Origin of the sequence: Paenibacillus etheri, from assembly GCF_001012825.1 — a bacterium.
Classification (GTDB): Bacteria; Bacillota; Bacilli; order Paenibacillales; family Paenibacillaceae; genus Paenibacillus_AQ; species Paenibacillus_AQ etheri.
The window spans coordinates 23478-45961 of record NZ_LCZJ02000001.1 but is presented as its reverse complement, the minus strand read 5'-3'; the positions used below and the strand labels follow the sequence as shown (position 1 = coordinate 45961).

Annotated in this window: 20 protein-coding genes; 1 reads left to right on the top strand and 19 read right to left on the bottom strand. The window is 46.3% G+C overall.

Annotation, left to right across the window (positions count from 1 at the left end):
• Positions 1 to 216: 216 nt before the first annotated feature.
• The 19 genes from ftsH to pth all read right to left on the bottom strand — a co-directional run bounded on the left by ftsH (position 217) and on the right by pth (position 22104).
• Positions 217 to 2271, bottom strand: a complete 2055-nt coding sequence (ftsH, locus tag UQ64_RS00240; protein WP_060621458.1) for an ATP-dependent zinc metalloprotease FtsH — start codon at positions 2269 to 2271, stop codon at positions 217 to 219.
• Positions 2272 to 2380: 109 nt separating this feature from the next.
• A complete protein-coding gene (gene hpt / locus UQ64_RS00235; protein ID WP_060621456.1) occupies positions 2381 to 2920 on the bottom strand; it encodes a hypoxanthine phosphoribosyltransferase in 540 nt (179 codons plus the stop codon).
• 46 nt (positions 2921 to 2966) lie between these two features.
• The gene (tilS, locus tag UQ64_RS00230) at positions 2967 to 4409 is read right to left on the bottom strand and encodes a tRNA lysidine(34) synthetase TilS (RefSeq protein WP_060621454.1); all 1443 of its coding nucleotides are present in this window, start codon (positions 4407 to 4409) and stop codon (positions 2967 to 2969) included.
• Between the two features lie 35 nt (positions 4410 to 4444).
• Entirely contained in the window at positions 4445 to 5383 is a 939-nt protein-coding gene (locus UQ64_RS00225; RefSeq protein ID WP_042131739.1) for a serine/threonine protein kinase, read from the bottom strand.
• Entirely contained in the window at positions 5373 to 6116 is a 744-nt protein-coding gene (locus UQ64_RS00220) for a vWA domain-containing protein (protein WP_060621453.1), read from the bottom strand. The genes UQ64_RS00225 and UQ64_RS00220 overlap by 11 nt, the downstream gene beginning before the upstream one ends.
• A 442-nt stretch (positions 6117 to 6558) precedes the next feature.
• Positions 6559 to 9066 carry a stage II sporulation protein E gene (gene spoIIE / locus UQ64_RS00215; protein ID WP_060621451.1) on the bottom strand — a complete coding sequence of 836 codons (2508 nt, stop codon included), beginning with the start codon at positions 9064 to 9066 and terminating at the stop codon, positions 6559 to 6561.
• Positions 9067 to 9410: 344 nt separating this feature from the next.
• Positions 9411 to 9911 carry a S1 domain-containing RNA-binding protein gene (locus UQ64_RS00210; protein ID WP_036678766.1) on the bottom strand — a complete coding sequence of 167 codons (501 nt, stop codon included), beginning with the start codon at positions 9909 to 9911 and terminating at the stop codon, positions 9411 to 9413.
• Between the two features lie 124 nt (positions 9912 to 10035).
• A complete protein-coding gene (locus UQ64_RS00205; RefSeq protein ID WP_060621449.1) occupies positions 10036 to 10371 on the bottom strand; it encodes an FtsB family cell division protein in 336 nt (111 codons plus the stop codon).
• Between the two features lie 23 nt (positions 10372 to 10394).
• Positions 10395 to 10958, bottom strand: a complete 564-nt coding sequence (gene yabQ, locus UQ64_RS00200) for a spore cortex biosynthesis protein YabQ (protein ID WP_060621447.1) — start codon at positions 10956 to 10958, stop codon at positions 10395 to 10397.
• Positions 10955 to 11239: a sporulation protein YabP gene (yabP, locus tag UQ64_RS00195; RefSeq protein ID WP_042123140.1), complete on the bottom strand. Its 285-nt coding sequence runs from the start codon at positions 11237 to 11239 to the stop codon at positions 10955 to 10957. The genes yabQ and yabP overlap by 4 nt, the downstream gene beginning before the upstream one ends.
• Positions 11240 to 11400: 161 nt before the next feature.
• A complete protein-coding gene (locus UQ64_RS00190; RefSeq protein ID WP_042183857.1) occupies positions 11401 to 11679 on the bottom strand; it encodes an RNA-binding S4 domain-containing protein in 279 nt (92 codons plus the stop codon).
• Positions 11680 to 11952, bottom strand: coding sequence for an HU family DNA-binding protein (locus tag UQ64_RS00185; protein ID WP_036678778.1), 273 nt, complete (start codon positions 11950 to 11952; stop codon positions 11680 to 11682).
• Between the two features lie 289 nt (positions 11953 to 12241).
• Positions 12242 to 13741, bottom strand: a complete 1500-nt coding sequence (gene yabN / locus UQ64_RS00180) for a bifunctional methyltransferase/pyrophosphohydrolase YabN (protein WP_060621445.1) — start codon at positions 13739 to 13741, stop codon at positions 12242 to 12244.
• A 70-nt stretch (positions 13742 to 13811) separates the two neighbouring features.
• Positions 13812 to 15494: a putative polysaccharide biosynthesis protein gene (locus UQ64_RS00175; RefSeq protein ID WP_060621443.1), complete on the bottom strand. Its 1683-nt coding sequence runs from the start codon at positions 15492 to 15494 to the stop codon at positions 13812 to 13814.
• Positions 15495 to 15642: 148 nt separating this feature from the next.
• Entirely contained in the window at positions 15643 to 16185 is a 543-nt protein-coding gene (gene spoVT / locus UQ64_RS00170) for a stage V sporulation protein T (RefSeq protein ID WP_060621441.1), read from the bottom strand.
• A 356-nt stretch (positions 16186 to 16541) separates the two neighbouring features.
• On the bottom strand, positions 16542 to 17585 hold the full coding sequence (locus tag UQ64_RS00165; RefSeq protein WP_060621439.1) for a peptidylprolyl isomerase: 1044 nt from the start codon (positions 17583 to 17585) through the stop codon (positions 16542 to 16544).
• Positions 17572 to 21096 (bottom strand): transcription-repair coupling factor, encoded by a 3525-nt coding sequence (gene mfd, locus UQ64_RS00160; protein ID WP_060621436.1) that lies wholly within the window; start codon positions 21094 to 21096, stop codon positions 17572 to 17574. The genes UQ64_RS00165 and mfd overlap by 14 nt, the downstream gene beginning before the upstream one ends.
• 131 nt (positions 21097 to 21227) lie before the next feature.
• Positions 21228 to 21458 (bottom strand): anti-sigma-F factor Fin, encoded by a 231-nt coding sequence (fin, locus tag UQ64_RS00155; protein ID WP_036678789.1) that lies wholly within the window; start codon positions 21456 to 21458, stop codon positions 21228 to 21230.
• Between the two features lie 85 nt (positions 21459 to 21543).
• Positions 21544 to 22104: an aminoacyl-tRNA hydrolase gene (gene pth, locus UQ64_RS00150; protein WP_060621480.1), complete on the bottom strand. Its 561-nt coding sequence runs from the start codon at positions 22102 to 22104 to the stop codon at positions 21544 to 21546.
• A gap of 125 nt (positions 22105 to 22229) precedes the next feature.
• Between pth and UQ64_RS00145 the strand changes: the two genes are divergently transcribed.
• The gene (locus UQ64_RS00145; RefSeq protein ID WP_060621435.1) at positions 22230 to 22430 is read left to right on the top strand and encodes a hypothetical protein; all 201 of its coding nucleotides are present in this window, start codon (positions 22230 to 22232) and stop codon (positions 22428 to 22430) included.
• Positions 22431 to 22484: the final 54 nt, after the last annotated feature.

Below are 22484 nucleotides of genomic sequence, written 5' to 3'. Positions count from 1 at the left end.
CGATGTTATCAAATGGCATGAGCCATCATCTGAAAAAATGAATAAGCTGATGTTAATAGTAAGTAATATTAATCACTAATGTACACAACGTTCCAGCCCCTGTCAATGTGACTAGACAGGCTTCCAGGCATGAAATTACCTAAAAATTAAAATAAAAAATCCGGAGAACAATTACGCTCTCCGGATAAATTTACATCTTATGAATAGTAAGCCTGCCTAGGTAAGGCTAGTTCCGCCGCCTTTATTGTCATCATCGGATCCGTCATTACCATCAGATTCAGGTTTGTTCGGAATTTCCTTAGATAAGTTCGGAGGCGTAGAATCAGTATCTTCAGTTTTGCCTTGAATGCGGACACGCACATCACCGATATTATCAATGACAGGTTCACCAACTTCAATCGCAACGCCTTCGCCACCCTCAGCCTTACCATCTTCGGAAAGGAATCCTTGTTCAATCAGCTCTTTAATCTGATCAAGCTCAAGTGTTTCCTTCTCAAGTAGCGTATTAGCAATCAGGTGCATTTCTTTAGAGTATTTGAGCAACAGCTCTTTACAACGTTCGTAGCTCGAAGTAATAAAGTTCTGCATTTCTTGATCAATCTCATAAGCAATGGAATCACTATAATTCTGCTCATGCCCAATATCACGACCCAAGAATACTTGGCCTTGAGAAGAGCCGAACTGCATAGGTCCAAGCTTATCGCTCATACCGTACTCCATAATCATGGCACGCACGATGCGCGTAGCCTGTTGGAAGTCACTGTATGCGCCCGTACCGATCTCACCAATAAACAATTCTTCGGCAACACGTCCACCAAGTAATCCAGTAACCTTATCCAAAAGCTCCTGCTTGGTAACGATCATCCGATCTTCCTTCGGAAGCATAATAACATATCCGCCGGCACGTCCGCGTGGGATAATTGTAACTTTATGCACCATATCGGCATGCTCAAGGAAATAACCAGCTATAGTATGACCTGCTTCATGGTAAGCTACAATGCGTTTCTCACGGTCACTGATAACACGACTACGTTTCTCAGTACCTACGATAACACGGTCAATGGCTTCATCCACTTCAATCATGGAAATATCCTTGCGGTTACGACGTGCAGCTAACAACGCTGCCTCATTTAGCAGATTCTCTAGATCAGCACCCGTGAATCCGGTAGTACGTTTAGCGACAACATCCAGTCTTACATCTTTCGTAAGCGGCTTGTTACGAGCGTGAACCTTAAGTACAGCTTCACGACCTTTTACGTCAGGGCGGTCAACCGTAATTTGACGGTCAAAACGTCCTGGACGAAGTAATGCAGGATCAAGTATATCAGCGCGGTTAGTTGCCGCAACAATAATAATGCCTTCGTTACCACCGAATCCATCCATCTCAACCAGCAATTGGTTAAGTGTCTGTTCGCGTTCGTCATGTCCGCCGCCGAGTCCGGCGCCGCGTTGACGACCCACAGCATCAATTTCATCAATGAAGATAATACATGGCGCGTTCTTCTTGGCGTTCTCGAACAAATCACGTACCCGAGAAGCACCGACACCCACGAACATTTCCACAAAATCAGAACCGGAAATACTGAAGAAAGGAACGCCGGCTTCACCTGCTACTGCACGTGCAAGCAATGTTTTACCTGTTCCCGGAGGACCTACAAGCAGTACGCCTTTAGGGATACGTGCACCGACAGCTGCAAATTTGCGCGGATCTTTCAGGAACTCAACGACTTCGACAAGCTCTTGCTTCTCTTCGTCTGCCCCTGCAACATCCTCAAAGCTGATTTTCTTCTTCTCTTCATTATATAACCGAGCCTTGCTCTTGCCGAAATTCATGACTTTACCGCCGCCACCTTGCGCCTGGTTAAACAGGAAGAAGAACAAGATGAACATAATGACTAGCGGGATAATGGAAGAAAGGAATGTCAGCCAAATGCTGGTACCTTCCATTTTCTTCTGAGTTAATTGAATCCCGTTAACATCACTGGCTTCAATCAGTTCATCAATAGCAGCATCTGTAGGAGGAATATATGTGGAGAAGCTTTTCGATTTAGTATCGGCAGGCAACTCTCTATATTCGCCTGTAACTAAAAAGGCATTACCCTCAAACTGAACCGTCAAATCCTTCACATTGTTGCTCTTGATCTCCTGCCGTAACTCGTCGTATCTAGGGAAATCGGCGGCTTCATTTCCATTGCTCACAAACTGGACAATACCCACCACGACTAAAAATAAAATCAAATAAAAACCAGAATTCCGGATGAACCGATTCATCCCCTACCTCCTCTCGCAACACTCAAGTTATTGTACCATAGCCTCTTGGGACACCTCAAATAAAGGAAGCCAAGGGTGCCCGATCCGTATGATCAAGGCAATCAATAGTTCAATTGGAATAAATCTCAGGCTTCAGTACTCCAACATATGGGAGGTTCCGATACCGCTCGGCATAATCCAATCCGTAGCCTACTACAAATTCGTCTGGCAACACGAAGCCTGTATATCTGGCTTCCAGATTAACCGTACGACCTGATGGCTTATCAAACAAGGTAACCACATTGATAGAAGCAGCATTGCGGTTGCGGAGCAGCTCAATCAAATAGCTGAGCGTAAGGCCACTGTCAATAATATCTTCAACGATCAAGATATCGCGGCCTTCTACCGATACATCCAAATCCTTAATAATTTTGACAACACCGGAAGACTTGGTGGATGCTCCATAGCTGGACACTGCCATGAAATCCATCTCAACAGGTACTGTAATGGCTTTAACCAGATCTGCCATAAATATAAACGCGCCTTTTAGTACACAAATGACCAAAGGGGTACGTCCTGCGTATTCTTCGCTCAGTGTTCGACCGAGTTCCTTAATTTTCTGCTGAAGTTCCTCTTCGGTGATCAAGACTTCTTGAATATCATTTTGCAACTTGCGAAACCTCCTAAGTTATACTATGAAAGACTTACTTCGACCATTACGTTTCTTCATGGTCATCCAGCTCTGCTAGAGACAATAGAAGTACCGAGGTCGTGTGCCGCCCTACTGCGGCATGCATCGAGCGTCTTACGCCCGGAATCCAGACGATATTGCCCAAACCATCACAAACGAGGGGAATCATTGAGCGTTCAGCAGCAGGTATTTTATCATCAATATAAATATCTTTTACCTTTTTGCTTCCGTTTAATCCCATGACTCTTATGGTATCTCCAGGCAATCGGGAACGAATCGTTAATGGAAAGACCAGTTCATCACGGTCAAACCAAGCCGACATCTTCCCATAATCCTCCCCCTGTACAAAAAAGTTTTCTCTCTCCAGCACCGCCATCAACATCACCTTACCTATTTCCTCCAGCTTAAGCTCGGAGTCCGGTAAAAACAGACGATATGTATAGCTTGCCTGTTGCTGCGCGGGCTTGGACGAGAACAAGATGATATCATATTGCCGCACACAAGTCAGACCTCCACCTAAATCCAAACTCCAGGTGGTGGGATAGCTCTGCAGCGTTCCCCGACGTACAGATTCAATCTTGGAGAAATCAAGGGCAGATAGATCCGCCGACAGATAATTTAATATTAGTTTAATCAAACGCCGTTGTAAAGCGGAGGGTATGGCCGCAAATGAAGCTCTGTTAAAGGTATATTTCCCTTCCCCTTCCGAAACCAGCTCCTCAAAGCATTTTACCGCAGATGCCTCCATATATTCATCCTCAGCTCCCGCAATTTCCGCAAGCTGTACAAGTGACTGCCTCACTTTGCCATTATACCTTTCCAGAAAAGGGAGAACTTCCAATCGAATAGCATTCCGTTTGTATTTCGTCAGCAGATTAGTGGCATCCTCGGCGTAGGTGAAGCCTTCATTCTGACATAACCCAAGAAGAGCCGTTTTGTTAATACGTAGGAATGGACGAATGAGTTCCACCTTTTTTTCTGTTCTTTTCCACTTGATACCTGACAGTCCCGCTAAACCGCTTCCTCGCAATAGACGCATAATCACCGTTTCTGCCTGATCATCCGCATGATGAGCCAGAGCAACGGAGCGCGCCCCATACCGGTGTGCGGTATCAATCAGAAATTCATATCGCTTCTCGCGTGCTGTCCCCTCAGGACCAAGCCCACTCGCTTTGACCAAAGAGGGAATATCAAATTCGGCTAACTCAAAGGGAAGTCCCATTTGTTCAGCCATACCGCGTACTAGCTCTGCCTCTTCCTTCGACTCCGGTCTAAATCCGTGATTCACATGAGCACATATTAAGGTAAGCGGCATAACGTTTAAAGATATTTCATGCAAAACATGCAAAAGAGCCACAGAATCCGGGCCGCCGGAAACTGCGACTACAATGGTGTCATGGGGTGCCCACAGCTCATGCTCGGCTGCTGACTCCAATACTGACTCCACCAGTCCATTCATTTGCTCCATATGCGGCCCCCCTTCTCTCAACTATATGTATAAGTTCAAAACCGAAATACCCAATAAATCGTAAAGGCCAGCACGAATAAGGATAATGCAAAAGCATTTTTGAGCCAGCGTGGGGTGTCCATACTATCAGGTCGCTTTCTACGCGAATTGTAAATATGGTTGCGCCAGACCTCTGTAGCATCTGCGGAACCGGAGAAACCTCCTTTTAACGCCAAACAAATCCAAGAGGATAGTTTCTTGTCGGGTAGATTTCTAGCCAGCTTAAACAGTTCGTCTACACTTCTTGTCTGCGGCAACTGCAGCGCGGCTTTCTTGAGCCCCTCTTCATTCAAAAGGCGGAGGCACAGCACAGCAAATGCGAATAGATCATAACCCTCATCACTCGTGCGGCTGCCTGCATTCCAAAAGCCACGGTCATGCCATTCGGTAAATTGCTTCACACTGCGGCCTTTAGGGCTTGCGCCTCCAAAATCGATCAGCTCCACTTCACCGTAATTGGACACCATTACATTCTCCGGCTTTAAATCTCCAAACACAAAACCGCATTCATGCAATGTGCGTAGCTTATCGAGTAAGCCAAGCCCCACCAAGCCTAACCATTCCGGTCCATTCTTCGATAGAAAATGATGCAAAGGCTTGCCTTCAACATACCGCATGACATAAAAGGGTACGTTATTTCCATTCGCAAAATCATCCGATTCCAAAAAATAAGAAGATAATGGTGATTCACGCCGAGCACGGTGTTCATTGCGCTTTCGACGCGATTGCAGCGACGTCAGTACATTGATCTCCGATTGCAGCTCAAGTGTATCGTATCCGATTTTAAGCGCGTACCATTCCCGTCTGCCTTCTCTTTGCACAAGATATACGGTTCCGTTCGCGCCCCTTCCCAGCATCCGCTCCACGACATAACGGTTTCCACGCCATTTGCCGGTAATTAAGGTGCCAGTAGGATAGGACGGATTAGACGACATACCCACCAATCATCCCTTCTCTTTCGTCGTGGTCATCCACTCGGCGTCCACGATGTTCATCCAGTGTATCATAACGATAATGTTCAAGCACCTTGAAAATAGCTGGACCTGTCGGTGTTGCGCCTCTCATGTGTAATTTGGAGAATAGCGTACGAATACCTGACATATCCTTGGTCCAATCTAAATCAAGCCTAGCATCCTCACTGCTGTTATTTCCAGGAAAATGAAACACGGCAATCTCACTCTTTCCTTCTCTAGCTTCCAAACTGAGCGCCAAATCGCGAATCGCATCTTCCACAGCACCCAGTTTAGGCTTCATACTAGCACTGGCATCGATAAGGAGCGCAATGCGTAGCGGCGATGTTTCTGTTAGTTCATCTACAACTGTAACGACCTGCGAGCGCTGAACAGGTGGTAGCTGTTCAAGCGACCCTTCACCCAGTATCTTTTTTACTTCTTTATTAACCGCTTGCTGGATTGTCTGAACCACGGTCTTTCGTGTCATCATCTGGATCGTCTGCGCCAGCTGCGGTGTTCCAACTATACGGCTAAGACCCCCACCGGCCTTAGCGATGTCAGCTATTTCCCTACTCCCAAGCTCCCCAATCGTTCCATAATCAACCACACCGACTACATTTACGGTGATTCCCTCCTGCAGCGCATGCGCCGCTGCCATCACCGGACTTTCCCCTACATTTGAACAACCGTCAGTAATGAGCAAAATCTGCTTCATAACTCTCCACTCCCCCTTGTTTGGAACCTCTGTTTCTAGCATATCCAGATTAAGAGATTTCAAACGTCGTATTTCGGTGGGAGGAATCTATGATCTGAACTGTCTGGGGGATAGTGAATAGGGGAACTGCGAGAATTGTTGGGCTTTCGATCGCTGTTATTCTTTGATTTCTCTATTAAAACCGTCCTCTGCGGTTGAAATCAAAGAATAAAGGCGAACGCTCCGCTTCTACAGCTCCAACATTCTCTCCGTTCCGTCCTTTCACTTTCTGTAAACAGTTTAGATCTAAAGATTCCGTCCCAAGTCAGCCGACCAGTTGAAACGGGAGTAATAGGGGGCGAGTTACTTAATAGACTCGCCTCGATAGCTTGCTGGCAACACGATACTTCGTACGTGCTACAAACATTTACAAACATCACGACGCTTCGCGCGTGCCCACCATCTAACTTACCGTACGAGGACGCTCCATTCGGCCGACACCAGGCATATGCAGGCTGGACCATTCCGGATGGAAATGATCTACACGACTGACGACAATCGTCATATCATCATGAATCTCATTGCCCTGATAACGGATTACCTTATCTAACAGGCTATCCGCCAAATCTTGAGGATCATCCCCCTCAAGCTCTTGGATCAACCGTTTCATCCATATCTCCTTATTAACGGCATATCCAGGCGCATCATAAATACCATCGGTCATCATAATCAAAATATCACCCGCCCGAAGCTGCATGCTAATCAGATCCACATCAATATCTTTAATGATTCCTATAGGCAGATTGCTAGAGGTTATTGGAATGACCTCACTGCCCCTCCGGATAAAACTCGGTGCGGAAGCAATCTTCATAAAGGTGGTCTGTGCGGAATACTGATCGATTAAAGCCATGTCAACGGTAGCATAGAACTCATCGGGAGAACGTAATAAGAGAATAGAGTTCACAGACTTTACAGCCAGCTTCTCATCCATACCGGATTGCAGTAGCTTTTCTAACATACCGAGTGCAGCACTGCTCTCCATCCTCGCCCGCTCACCATTTCCCATTCCATCGCTGATGGATACCGCAAAGGTCCCATTACCAAGCTCTACAGTGCTAAAGCTGTCTCCAGATAACATATCTCCACCTTTAGAAACAACGGCCACCCCTGTGTTTACCTCAAAGGCTTTGGCTGAACCGAAGGTAACCATCGACAATCCTTCCCGAGGATGGACTGCCGTCTCGCTCATGACAGCAATATTCTCATCTAGAATGTCAGAAAGAAGCGGAGCAATCATTTTACGGCATTCATCAAAACCACGAGTATAGGCATGCACCACCTCTATTTCTACACGCCCAGGATCCAGACTTAAGATTTCGATGCCATGGATAGACAGCCCTAATTTCTCCAATGTCTCACGGATTTGAGCTTCCTGACGATACATGGCCTGTCCCTCACGTTTTATTTCACGCGCTAGGTCCTCCATAACCTGTGACACGCCCGATAACTGCTCGGCAACAAATTGACGACTATCGTATATTTGTCTTTTCCATCGCATATCATGTTGGTAAAGATCATATTGCCCTTTCATGACTTCAAGCACTTCGCCGGTTTTTCCACAAATCCGGCTCCATTCCGGAGGTAGCTGAGCTGCCGTAATATCAGGGCATTCCTCAACAGTAGTCATCATATCTGTCATATATCTATACGTCTGATAGAATTTCGCATCCCAGCAGTGGGAACGCCGAATGCATCCTGCGCAGGCTCCTTCTGTCACTGTACTCATGAAATCCTCCATCTCACGGTCTGACTTTCCTACTTCTCCGGCACGTGGAATCTGCCCGAAACTACTCGACAGCTGCTGGAACACCTGTGAGAATTGCGTTACCCGTTCTGCTGTTAGATCCCTTACCCTTCGCGCATATTCATGTTGAGATCGGCTATGGTCTGATGTGCCCGGAACATATTTAGCAATGGCAGATATCATCGCCTTAGGCGTTATAAGAAATAGCACTACCGCTACGCATGTCTCCCATGTTGAGGCCATCATATCACCCGGACCCGTAAAATAGACGGAAAGGATCGTGGACCCTAGCAACATCCCGATAGATACTGCACCTTTTCGGCCACCCTGCATCATTCCCGCTAGCATTCCGGAAAAAGCAAGCAGGCTCATCTGATAGATGGCACTAATATCCGCCAAACTGAGAATCAATCCGGTCACCACTCCAACAGCAGCACCAAGAGGAGCCCCTCCTGCCATGGCGAAGAGTAGAATTAAATAACGTGACAATATATGCTCCAAAGACCAACCATTTAGGGTCCAACCCACAAGACCCGTCATTACTGAGGCAAGTAAGATAATAAGGCACAGAATCTCTTCGTTCCTGAGCGCTCTACTCTTTTGCTTATAGGTTAGTAGAGGCAGCGCTTGAATGAACACCAGTGTAAGCACAAAGCCTAGTAGAGCATCTAGTGTTGTCATCATCAGCGGATACCAAGAAAGAGAAGGTCCAATAACGATCTGGAACAAGCCAACCATAAACGAAGACACGAACACCATAAGTGGTGCATAGGACAAGTCTATTCGCTCATAACTTTCCAACCCTTTATAAACTAGAAAGAAAATAATCAGCTCAGCAGTAGTAACCAAAGCTCCAGGGAATGGAGTAAAGAGACTTCCGGCTATAATGGCTGCAGCTACAGGTAGAATAGAGTCGCGACGCATAAACACAATGACGGCAAAGTACGCGACAGCAAAAGGAGATAGTTCGTCCAAAATCATGGCTCTACCCAGCAGAAACCCCATGAAACTGAGCAAAAGCATCCATTTCTTCGCTGCTATTAGCTGAACATAACGCTGCTTCTGACCCCAAGCTGTAATACGTGTACGTAAGGCTTGTCTCTGCTTCTTGTCTTCACTTCCCACTCTTGTCCACTCTGGCAAATTTACCACGTTGCTTTTACTCATTCCCCTGCACCACCCGTTTAAGAATTTATGGTACTCATTATATAGCCGGTGATTTGAGAAAGTTTGTCAGAAATGGAGGGATACTCACAAGAAATTTCCGACAAAAAAGCCTGCGACAACGATCTTTAAAAAAGCTGTCCTATCCCTTGCGGGGCGTTAGGTTGATTAGTTTCAAGATTGTTTACAACGCAGTTTCACGCGGTGACGCAGCGGTCATTCGTCAGCGATTGCCCTAGAGTTATGTGAGAATGGCATGGATGCTGTCGGCAATTTTATATGACATGACAAAAAAACCGCAAGGGCGAAATGCCCCTGCGGTTATTTATGATGTACAGGTTATTGGATTATACGCGTTTAGCTCCACGGCCTCCACGCTTTCCTTCTGTGTTCTTCTTAATCGAAGATATCCGTTCTTCGCTGTCTTTCAGGAATCGCGACATTTTATCCTCGAATGAAGGTTTACCGGCTGCAGGCTTAAATGGACGCCCACCCCGTTCACGATTGAATCCACCGCCGCCTCCACCACTGCCGCCTCCACCGCCGAAACGGTCTCCGCCGCTAGGACGTTCTGGTCTTGGAGCTCTAGGCGGACGTACTTCCGATGCTGGCTTGTCAACAGCCTGCTTAATGGAAAGTCCGATCTTGCCGTCCTTATCGACGTTGATCACCTTGACTGTTACTACATCACTAATCTTCAGATGATCGTTAACATCCTTGACATAATTATCGGCGATTTCCGAGATGTGAACGAGACCTGTGACACCTCCTGACAGATCCACAAATGCTCCGAAATGCGTGATGCCTGTCACTTTGCCTTCTAACTTGGTGCCCACTTCAATTGCCATAGAATAAAATGATCCTCCCTTAAAAATATACAGACGAATATTAAGGTCATCCTGTCTGCGGTGATTTGATTATACAGTAAAGAGCAAAGCAAGGCAACAGAGTAAAAGCCTCTTTTAGTCGCTATTATTGCTCTGATTGCTCTGTTCGAATAGGAGTTTCCCCTTGAGGATAGATATTGTACCATTTACGTGCTAATTGGCCAATATACTCGTCATCATTAAGTCTGGATAATTCATATTTTAATTGAGTTAAAGATGCCATGACATCCTCACTAGTCTCCTGTTTCTTGGCAAGTTCCTTGCCCTTGTCCGCAATGACTGCGCTTTGATCGAAGTAAGTATAACCCGCCCAACCAAAAAATACTGCCACAAAGACAATCCACATAAATCTTCTTCTCTTCGCACCTGCGGCCGAATTTTTGCTATGGTTACTTTTCTCTTCCGCAGTAAATCTGTTCATGCAACGTACCCCCTAATTCAAGGTCAGCGTTTCCGCCATTTGGTAATCCATTCAGTGATTTTCACAATCCTGGCGCTATGTGTTAGCCGCGATAACTGTGGAGAGATCCACCTTACAGGTAATACCCAAATTGGTTTGGTCAGACGCAGCAGAAGCTTAAGAATAAACCATAGAATACGACCTAGTAGCTTTAGCAGTCCTAAAATAAAACGCCAAAGCCAGCGAAGAGGTCTACCTATCAGGATCTCCACAAGTCTCCATAGCAACCTGAACATATACTGAACCGATTGAATTAACCTTAACACAAAACGCCGCACCGTAACACTGAAGATTAAAAAATAGATCCATACTCCTAGAAACAAACCTAGAAAGACATAAAACCGCAATTGTCCTTGATTTCCGGCATACAGCATACGAAATACGAGCAAGGCTGCCCAAAGCCAATACAGTAGATCTAGCATGGCATTCAGCCATTTGGGAAAATTCAACTTCAACGACAGCACCCGGTAGCTGTCATAGGCCAGTCCCATTGCCAACCCGGCCATGATCATGTAGAACAGCGTCACCCACTGGACTGCAGGATTCATTTAAATAGCTTACCTAGTAGACCTTTGTTTTTGCCCTGCGATCCGGGATCGAGATAAATCAGGGAATGTACATTGCCCTCTAAGGACAACATTCCGTTCTCCAGACTTAAATTTTTGATATGTAAATGATTCCCGCGAATGGTGAGATGGCCGAGTTCTGTACGAAGCAAAAATTCCTCGCTGTCGAAGCTCTCCACATTTTGCACGCCCGTCAACTCTAACTGCTTCCGACTGCGCATGTGCAGATCATGCTGTTTGTTTACCTTTCCTGGCTCGATCATAGCATGTACCCCTCCTTCTTACCTCTAATCTATGGCAGAAGTAGAAGTTATAGAACATCCCGTCCCTCTAAAAATAAGAGAGACAAAAAGAAAAAAAAGAAAGCACAACTCTACAGAATGTAAAGTCATGCCTTCTTCTTTTAAAATATAAGAGAGTACTCTTACCAGTCCAGTCCGCTGCTTTTGGCAACAGGCTCTTCCCGAACTAGAGTATACATACCAGCGGCCTCGTCCTTGCGAGTCGTTTCGACCAGTTTTTCTACTTTGACCGTTACAAGCTTTTGTCCAAATTGTACAGTAATCTCGTCACCGATCTTAACTGCACTACTAGGTTTAGATTCCCGCCCGTTAATCAGCACCCGACCTTGTTCGGACACATCCTTGGCCACTGTACGGCGCTTAATTAAACGGGATACTTTCAGGAATTTGTCAAGACGCATTTAGTTAACGGCTTCTTTAAGCTTGTTACCAGCTTTGAAAGCCGGTACAGTCGATTCTGGAATTTCAATCGTTGTGCCCGTTTGCGGGTTGCGACCAGTGCGTCCTGCACGTTTGCGAGTTTCGAAAGTTCCGAAACCGATCAGTTGGACTTTATCACCTTTTGCCAAAGCTTCTGTAATCTCACCCAAGAACCCGTTCAATACTGCTTCTACATCTTTTTTTGCCAATCCGTTTTTCTCGGAAATGTTGTTTACCAAATCTGTCTTGTTCATAATTTAAAGTTCCTCCTAGGATACGAAAAAATAAATGAAACGAGAATCACCACCATAATGTGGGGCGAATCGCCATTTCGTCTTTATGTTATTCTTGATGTCAGCTTAAAATCCTGCCACGATTCGTCGTTTTTTTAAAAAAGAAACAGTTATTTCTCAAAAATCGTCGCAGAATCTATTCTATAGCACTATTAAACTACTGACCACATTCTAAATCAGAAAATAAAAAGCTATATCCACAGCATTGCCCCATTTTGGAGTCCATATACCGTAATGGGGCTGTGAATTGCTAGACTTTTCGCTCTTCAGCCTTAGCTTCTTGCCACAGTTCTTCCATCTCTTCCAAACTACTATCCTTTACGCTCTTTCCCTTGCGCTGCAAGCTTTGCTCAATATATTGGAACCGGCGTACAAATTTGCGATTTGTCCGGGTTAATGCCTCTTCCGGATCTGCACCGATAAAACGAGCGACATTCGTAACCGCGAACAACAAATCTCCAAGTTCCAAAATCTGATCATCTGGCGCTGCATCTGTGTCAATCGCCTCCTGCAGCTCATCGATCTCCTCACGAATCTTGGCGATGCAATCCTTTGCGTTATCCCAGTCAAAGCCCACCTTAGATGCTTTTTTCTGAAGCTTATATGCCTTCATAAGGGCAGGCAGGTCACGCGGAACACCACTAAGAACGGATAATTCTTCTGGCTTCACACCCTTACGCCGCTTCTCTTCTGCCTTCATACCCTCCCAATTCTTCAGCGCTTCTTCGGCATCATTCGCATTGGTATCCCCAAATACGTGGGGGTGACGGAAGATAAGCTTATCATTCAGCCCTTCAATGACGTCATACACGTTAAACGTTCCAAGCTCCTCTTCCATTTGAGAATGAAGCATAATTTGAAGCAAAAGGTCGCCCAGCTCCTCTTTCATATGGTCAGGGTCATCCTCATCAATCGTTTCAAGGACTTCATAGGTTTCTTCGATTAAATTTTTGCGCAGGGATTCATGTGTCTGCTCCCGATCCCATGGACAACCTTCCGGGCTTCGAAGAATATCGACAATCTCATGCAGACGGGCAAAGGTACGATTTCTTAGATTCTCGTCACGATTCGCAGGTACATAAACCAGTGACAGGTTGCCATAACCGTCGAGTCGATCCAGTTCGTATAGCGGGACTCTTACAATGCTTTCCTCGTTCTCCACACCGAGTGCATGACCCACAACAACTTCATATTCAGGCGGGTACAGCTCCATCAGACATAATTTTGTCTCCGAGGCTGTAAAGCTATCGTACACCTGGCCAATCAGGGTATGCAGTTCAGGCTGAAGCTGAGCGCTGCGAATACCAGAAGCATCTAATAGCTGAAATCCTTCGATGGGGTCAAACCCCAGTCGAACAAACGCCTCGTCAAGAAAGCTCTCTCCGCCTAATATTTGCAGTTCAATGCCTTCCTCAGGACACCGCTCACGCAGCTGTGAAACCGCTGATTCCGCAACCATAGGATGACCCGGAACCGCATAGACAATATCCGTACCCTCAGGTGCTGACCGAGCCTCTTCAATCAGTTTTGAAGTAATCGCTGCATAAACCTCAGGAAACGAGGATAAAGATTCATACAATCCATCAAAGGACTGTGAAGCTATTTCAAGCTCAGAGAGTGCAGCCATGACTGGATGCTCTTTTGTGCGCACGTAGACAACAGATGCTGCCTTCAATTTCTTAATAATCCCTAGCGTCAATCGATCAGGGTTGCCTGAACCCAGACCGACGACTGTTAATGTTGCACTCATGTCTGTTCCTCCTCTTAAGCGGCTGTCTACTTCTAGGCAGACCGTATTTTATATTGTGATGAAAAATTGACTAAGGGAATAAGCGTAGCTTCTTGAGCTTGTCCGCCAAGGACGGGCCGAAGCCCGGAAGCTGGCGAAGCTCGCTCTCGCTAAGGAGCCGCAGGGCTATAGCCCCTACGGCAAAGACAACGCAGCCTGCGAGCACCCCGAGCAGGCTCTGCGCCAAGCTGGCGGTGCGCCCGCCGCCGATGCCAGCGGCCGTAGCCGCAGCGCCCACGCCCCAGCTGGCGGCTGCGGCGGCAAGAGCCAGGCCCGCTGTGAGCAGCGCGGGCCGTGCCAGGGCATCTGCGAGGCGAAGCCGCAGATGGCCCTGGCGGTAGAGCAGCAGCACGTTGAGCGCTGCTGCGAACGAATGCGCGGCCACGCCAGCGATGGCCGCGCCGGTAATGCCCTGCTGCGGAACCAGCAGCAGGTTCAGGGCCGCCTTGAGCAGCGCGGCGGCCAAAAGATGCAGGGCCGGGGCACGCACGTAGCCGAGGCCCTGCAGGAGCGCAGCCGAGATGATGCTGACCGTGCCGCCAACAGCGGTTAAGGCCAGCCAAGTCATAGTGCTGCTGCCAGCGGTATCGCCGTAAAGAGCCATATTAATCGGCTCAGCAAGCACTGCTAGGCCCGCTGAGGCCGCTAGACCTAGCAGCCAGAACCAACGCAGCGACAAGCTGCAACGGTTCTCGATCAGCTTCGTGTCTCCCTTGTACTTCGCCTCTGCCAAGGCTGGAATGAACACGACAGACAAAGAAGTGGCAATCATCGTTACAATCTGCACTAGTGGCAAACCACGATTGTATACACCAAACTGTGTCATCGCCTCCACTTCGCTCCCTACAGAGGATAGCAAGCGGGGTACAGTGAATACATCTACAAGACCGATAAGAGGCATTGCCAGCGCGCCAAGCATCACGGGAATTCCATAAGCCAGCAAGGCCCCTGCTTTAACGCCCATAATCCGTTGATTTGAACGCCCCTCATTGTCTGCATTGGGTAGCTTTAAATCCTGACTTTCGACAGAAGCGGCAGCATCTAAAGGGGCCCCTTGTCTTAACGCCCGCCGATGACGTCGCAAAAATAGCAGCATAATCACAAGCCCTGCTGCCCCTCCCCCGGCTGATCCGAGCAATGCGCCAGCAGCAATGCTCTCAGCGCCTGCACCCAGTGAGGTCAGGTATAAGAGCAGTACAATCATTACCGTAACACGTACGGACTGCTCTACAATTTGTGACACAGCCGTCGGAACCATATTATGAAGACCCTGAAAGTAACCCCGAAGAGCTGACATGATTGGAACGACCGCTAGTCCCCAAGCACTTGTCCGCAAAGCGGGCATCACATGCGAGTTGCCGACCCACTCAGCTATAATCGGTGCACCTGCATAGGTGATTGCTCCGATAACCAAACCGCTGATGCCCGTTATTACCGCAGATAACAGCAGAATCCGCCGACCCTCGTCATCCCGCCTTCCGGCAGAAGCTTCAGCGACAAATTTGGATATGGCCGCTGGCAGACCCAGCATCGCTATCGTTAACAACATCGTATACAAGGGATAAACTGTGTTGTATATACCAAATACCGCATCTCCGCCTAGATTTTGTAGCGGGATCTTTTGAAGTGTTCCTATAAGCTTTGAAATAATCGCTGCGGCACTTAGAATAAATGCCCCTTGCAAGAGCCGTGATGTTTGTGTGTTAGATTTCATAAAGTACCTGCTTCTACAACTTTAATGGGATGAATTTCTATATTATAACGTATGTATACCCACAAGTAGAAACGGTTTTGTAAGAACGACAAAACCCCGTTTGCCCTTTGTATATGTTACCAAAAGGAAAGCGGGGTCTACATTACGATTACTGCTCCATTTGCTTGCCAAGGAATGCGGCAGCGGTTTCGGCCATTTTCACTTCCATTGTCGACATTTTCGCCGAATCATCCTTGCTTACCATCACTACACAACCAATAGGATCTCCACCGGAAATGATCGGTGAGGCTACATATGAGGACACCAAATCCGGATGATCTTTAGCGATTTCATAACTGCCTTCGTTGGTTTCCAGTAAAGTTTTACGACTATCCATGACCTTCTCCAAAAGAATTCCTACTTGTTTTTCCAAATAGTCTTTCTTGGAGCCCCCAGCCAGTGCAATAAAGGTATCACGATCAGCAATCATCGTAATATGCCCAGTACCTTCGAACAAGGACTCCGCATACTCTTTTGCAAAGTCACCGAGCTCGCCAATCGGGGAATATTTCTTGAGTATGACTTCACCGTCCCGATCGACGAAAATTTCCAGCGGGTCGCCCTCTCTAATCCGTAGAGTACGTCTAATTTCTTTGGGAATAACCACTCGTCCGAGATCATCAATACGCCGAACAATTCCAGTAGCTTTCATTTCACATGTGCCCCGCTTTCTTAAGAAGTATGGTCTTACTACTGTCCATTATGGGAAAGGATAATCCCAGTGATTTATCGTAATATCTGACCATAGTATTCATCTCTTCCCAGATCCTTATACATAAGCTGACATGTATTAATATCTGTATCAAGATAAAGGTTGTTCTGTAGATGCTTCTTAGAACAAGCATAAACGCCTTCGGCGTCCTTAATAAGGACGGTAAGCGCTTAAGCGAGAAATATAAGGAAAAAGTATAGTGTGAAACTTATACTACCTTATATTTATAAAAAGCCATCTTCACATTAAGTGAGGATGGCTTTTTCTAAGGTAAGCTTGTCCATTTTTACCGATGTTTATTCAGCAGCTTTTGTAGCACTTGGGGATGCGCTTGGCGCTGTAGTGGCTTCTGCTCCGCTATTTTTAGTTCCAGTTTCATCTGCGGCAGCAGAGCTCTTCGGCAGATTGATGCTCTCAATAATGCCTTCCAAATCTTTCTCCATGAATGCTTCAAGATTCTTGGACACAATGGAGCTCTTAATGCCTTCTTTTTGTTCATCCGTTAACTGGTCAAAGGTTTTGTCTGTGCGGGACTCCACCTTGATAATGTGGTAACCGAAAGAAGTCTCTACAGGATCACTAATGGTATTCAAAGGCAGGGTTTGAGCAACCTTCTTAAACTCAGCTACATACGTGCCTACAGCTGTATCTTTATATTCCCCGCCCGTTTCCTTTGTTTTTGTATCGTCAGAGTATTCTTTAGTGATTGCTGCAAAATCAGCTCCGCCGTCCAGCTTTGCCTTAACTTCTTTCGCGATTTTCAGCGCTTCTTCGTTAGTACGCTCTTTGTTAGCTGAATCTGTCAGACCGATTAGCACATGACGCAAAGTCGCTACCGTAAAGTCACCTTTTGTAGCTTCAAATTCCTTGACAACCTGATCGTCCGTCACTTTAAGCAGCATATCCTGATAAACCGTCAGTACACGCTCCATATAACTATGGATATCGCCCTCAGTAACGTCAGCGTCTTTTAGCGTTTTCTTATAAGTGTCACCCAGAGTTTTCTTCAAGTCTGCGATTTGGCTATCTGCCTCTTTCTTCGCCTGCTTCTTTGCTTCATCTGTTGCTTTGGAAGCCAAGTATTCAAAGCCCACTTCCTGCTTCAAAATAGACTCCTTAAAAGCCTCAATCTCTAAATATTGCGCTTGCTGTGGGGAGAGGAATTTCATGATTTTTTGATCCATAGCAAATTCCTTCTCTGTGATTGTTCCACCTTTATAAGTCGCAACTGCCTTACTATCATCAGCACTACTACCGCATGCTGCTAGCATAGAAAAGGAAACCGCTGCTACCAATGAAACGAGCAGTACTTTCCATGATTTTTTTTTATTTAACGACATTTTGTAGTTCTCCCTTCGATTTAAAAGACTGTTTAGCTTCCTTAAGGAACTGTTCAAGCAAGTCAAGCAGCTGTTTATCACTTAAGTCTTTCGATTTCACTCGGATACTGGCTTTAGCATCTCTATCGAATTGTACACGTCTTTCGAAGCTATTTCCAACTTTGGCGAGTTTCGCCGTATCCAGAGCGCCAAGACTCCCCTCATAGAAATTGAGGGTAACATCATCACCACGTCTGATCATGGAATCAATGCCATACATTTTTCCATACACTTTTAGACGAGCCACAGTTAGTAGATTAACAACTGCTTCAGGCAGTTCTCCGAACCGATCTAAGAGCTCATCCTCAAGCTCAGAAGCATCATCGAAGGATGTTACTGCAGCAACTTTTTTGTAGATTTCAATTTTCTGGATACTGTCGTAAATATACTCGGACGGCAGATATGCGTCAATCGACAAATCAATGACGGTATTCCCCTCTTTGAGCGAGGTATCTTCCTCTCCAAGCACAGTAACCTTACGTTTGCGGATTTCCTCTGCCAGCATTTGTGAGTATAGATCAAATCCCACAGACGCAATGAATCCATGCTGTTCTGCACCAAGTAAGTTACCGGCACCACGAATAGATAAATCCCGCATCGCTATTTTGAAACCAGAACCCAGTTCCGTAAATTCCTTAATAGATTGCAGCCGCTTCTCTGCCACTTCAGTCAGAACCTTGTCCCGCTGATAGGTGAAATAGGCGTACGCAATCCGGTTGGACCGGCCTACACGTCCACGTAATTGATAGAGCTGAGACAAGCCCATCTTATCCGCATCATGCACAATAAGTGTATTTACGTTAGGAATATCTACACCCGTCTCAATAATACTTGTGCTGACCAGCACATCGTATTCTCCATCAAGAAAATCAAGGATTGTCTTCTCCAGCTCCGCTTCCGACATTTGGCCATGTCCAATGCCTACCCTAGCCTCAGGAACAAGCATAGAAATTTGAGCGGCCATTTCTTGAATGCCCTGCACACGATTATAGAGATAGTAGACTTGACCGCCACGAGCCAATTCACGCTCTACAGCTTCCCGCGTAAGCGTCTGACTATGCTCAACAACATAAGTCTGCACGGGGAAACGGTTCTCCGGTGGCGTCTCAATGACAGACAAATCACGCACTCCCAGCATCGACATATGCAATGTACGAGGAATTGGAGTTGCTGTCAGGGTAAGAACATCTACATTCGTTTTTAACTTCTTAAGCTTCTCTTTATGAGTCACGCCAAATCGCTGTTCTTCATCAACAATCAATAAACCGAGGTCCTTGAATACAAGATCCTGAGACAACAAACGGTGGGTACCAATAACCACGTCAACCGTTCCCGCCCGGACGCCTTTAATCGTCTCATTCTGCTCCTTACGGCTACGAAAACGACTTAGGACTTGAATATTAAGCGGATAATTAGCGAAACGTTCCCGGAAGGTCTCATAATGCTGCTGAGCTAGAATCGTTGTCGGTACAAGCACAGCCACCTGTTTACCTTCAATCGCAGATTTAAAGGCTGCTCGTATAGCTACCTCCGTCTTACCATAACCAACATCTCCACAGAGGAGTCGGTCCATTGGACGGTTCTGTTCCATATCCTTCTTAATCTCTTCAATCGCTCGAAGCTGATCCCGAGTCTCATCATAAGGGAACATCTCTTCAAATTCACGCTGTTCCTGTGTGTCCTTCTCAAAACCATACCCAGCTGCACTTTGGCGTTCGGCATACAGTTTGATTAGATCATCAGCAATATCCTGAACGGAAGAGCGGACCTTATTAGTCACCCGTGTCCATTCATTACCGCCTAATTTATATACTTTCGGCTCTTTATCTTCTGAACCGACATATTTCTGAATCAAGTCAATTTGCTCAATTGGAACCGAGAGCTTATCGCCACCCGCATATAAAATATGCATGTAGTCGCGATGAATACCGCTGACCTCCAGCGTGCCGATCCCCATATACTTACCGATACCATGGTTCTGGTGAACGACATAATCGCCAATTTTCAGCTCCGTATAACTCTTGATCCGTTCAGCATTATCTATCCCTTTAGAGATCTTCCGTGCCTTCCGCTGCTTCTGAGAGAACATCTCTCCTTCAGTAATAACGGCTAAATGAATAGAGGGCAGCTCAAAGCCTGAACCCAGATTTCCTTGTACGATCGTTGGCTCATCAATGCCGTAGTCATAAAGGACTCTGCGCACACGCTCAATTCGCTCTTCACTACTCGCAAGCATCATTACCTTTACACCGGACTTCTGCCAACGTTCCATTTCCGATTTGAGCACATTCATCTGACCATGGAAATCCTGCATCCCACGACTGATAAATCCAAGAATGTTCTGTGGTTGGATATGCGGGACCTGACGCAAAAAGATCGACATAAAAAGGCTTTGGAACGGACGTTTGTACATCACAACATCTGTCTCGACTGAAAGATCCAGATCCGGCAATGTTTTGCCGTTTTGCATCAAATGCAGACTCCATTCCGACTCATCTCTTTCGAGCTGTTTCGCCGTTTCAAGCAGTCTTGTCGGCTCATCGAGTATAAGGATCGTATCCTGGGCCATGTAATCAAATAAGTGAGAGCGTTCAGGGTATAGAAGACTGATATATTTATAGATTTCAGGGAAATAGGTTCCTTCACGCAGCATTTCTAGCTCGCGTCCAATTTCTTCTTTTAGACGCAACTTAGCCTGCCGATCCGCCATTTTCTCGAGCTGTCGTTCCAGCAGAACAGATGCTTCAGCAGAAGCAGATTCCTGGCGAAACCTGTTCGCTATGATCTCTTTAGCCGGTGTAATCTTCACACTTCGTACTTTATCAATAGAACGCTGATCCACTGGATCAAAAGTTCTGATGGAATCAACCTCATCATCAAATAACTCAACCCGATATGCCAAAGGAGAAGTCATAGGATAAAAATCAATAATTCCACCTCTTACGCTCAGTTCACCGCGATTCTCAACCCGCTCTACTCTTTCATAACCCATTTCGATCATGGACATCAAGAATTCATCTAGAGCAAGCGTTCCATCCTGAGAAACCGTAACCTGTGCCTCTGCCATAACCTCTGGTGCAGGGAGCAGTCTGCGCACTCCCGAGTAGGGAACTACAACAATACCACGGAAGCCCTGAGCACATTTGGTCAGTACATCAATACGCTGAGCTAGTGTCTCTGGGCTTGAGACAGCCGCTTCCGCAGCCACAAGTTCATTAGCAGGATAGAGAAGAACTCGTTCCGGGGAAAGCGCTTCCTGTAAATCATCGGCCATCTTCTGAGCCGAAAACATATTATGAGTCACCACAAGCAAGGGACGAGCCGTCTCTTCATGCAGTGCTGCAAGCATAATCTGTCTAGCAGAACCTGTAAGCCCCGATATGAGCTGCTCTTTCATACCTGCAGCAACACCCTGGGTGATAGACTGGAAATCGGGATCCTTGGAAAAAGCTTCTATAATACCTTGTAACAACAGGCGCACCTCTCTTACTAAACAGGCTAACGGAAGTCTACGCCACCGTCACCTGTTATGATTGGAATCGAAAAGAAGCCTCAGCTGTAACGCCAAGGCTTGCGGATGACGATAGAGACAGGCGCTATCACCTACTGAAGCGGACTTGTCAGCAGGCTAAGCTCCGGATTGTTCTCTAAAGCCTCCTTGCAATAGTCGCAAGTCACCTTTACCGTGATCTCACCTTCTGAATTATACGCTATTATATCTCTGCGCTCCGCAGGGGTCAAGGAATGAAGGCCCAACTGCATTTCTGTAACATCACTTCTATTAATGCTGCCTAGAGATGTCTTGCAGTGCCTACATACATAGTTTATTGCCATCTATATGCCTCCTGAAGGTACTATATACCTTCAGTATGTCCGGCGAACATCATCTTTAGCCTTAATTACAAACAGAGTTTACAGATCAACCATTGAATTTCGCCATCGTCTGTTCGAATGAATTGTGCAAGCTAAACTCCAGTGCATCACAAGTATTAAGGATCATTTGCTTCAGAGGATCCCCTTCCTTTTTTGGAAAAGAAGACAGAACATAATCGACTATCGCAAAACCTGGTTCAGGACGAGAAATACCCATTCTCACCCGATTAAAGCTTTGTGTACCTACATGCTGAATGATGGATTTAATTCCGTTATGTCCACCAGCACTTCCTTGATAACGCAATCGTATTTTCCCAATTTCGGTATCCAGATCATCGTAGACGACGATCATATCTTCTAGTTTAACTTTATAATAATCCATATAAGCGCGAACGGCCTCACCGGACAAATTCATAAAGGTCATCGGTTTAATCAATACGGTTTTGACTCCCCCAATAACGCCTTCACCGATCACGGATTTGCATTTGCTTTGGTTGAAAGAAATTCCGTTCTGTGCTGCAAGCTCATCCAATGCCATAAAGCCAACATTATGCCTTGTTTTCGCATATTGTGTTCCCGGATTTCCCAATCCGACAATCCATTTCATTATCGAACCTTTCCTTTCCATTCGGGCTCTCCGGCAAGAGAAGTCCGTTTTTGGTACAATAGATCTTATCTACATACTCTTAAGCAACCAGAGCGAAATTATACTCCGAAGACAGGTGATAACCTATGCTACATCAAGGTAGAATCTTAACACATCAGCGCGATTTCCAGTACCACATCCAATATGCTGTGCCTGTGGAAATATACAGAGGCGACTTGCACATTGACATCGGTGTATTGACAGCAGTGGACGAAGGCTTTGTGGAGCTGCAAGGAACTCTCTATAACCGCAGCTTATTCACCTTTGTCTCCCGAGCTGGGTATTGAAGCCAGCGCCTCCACCTGCATCACGCCGATAAGGGTTACATCTCCGAGAACGGA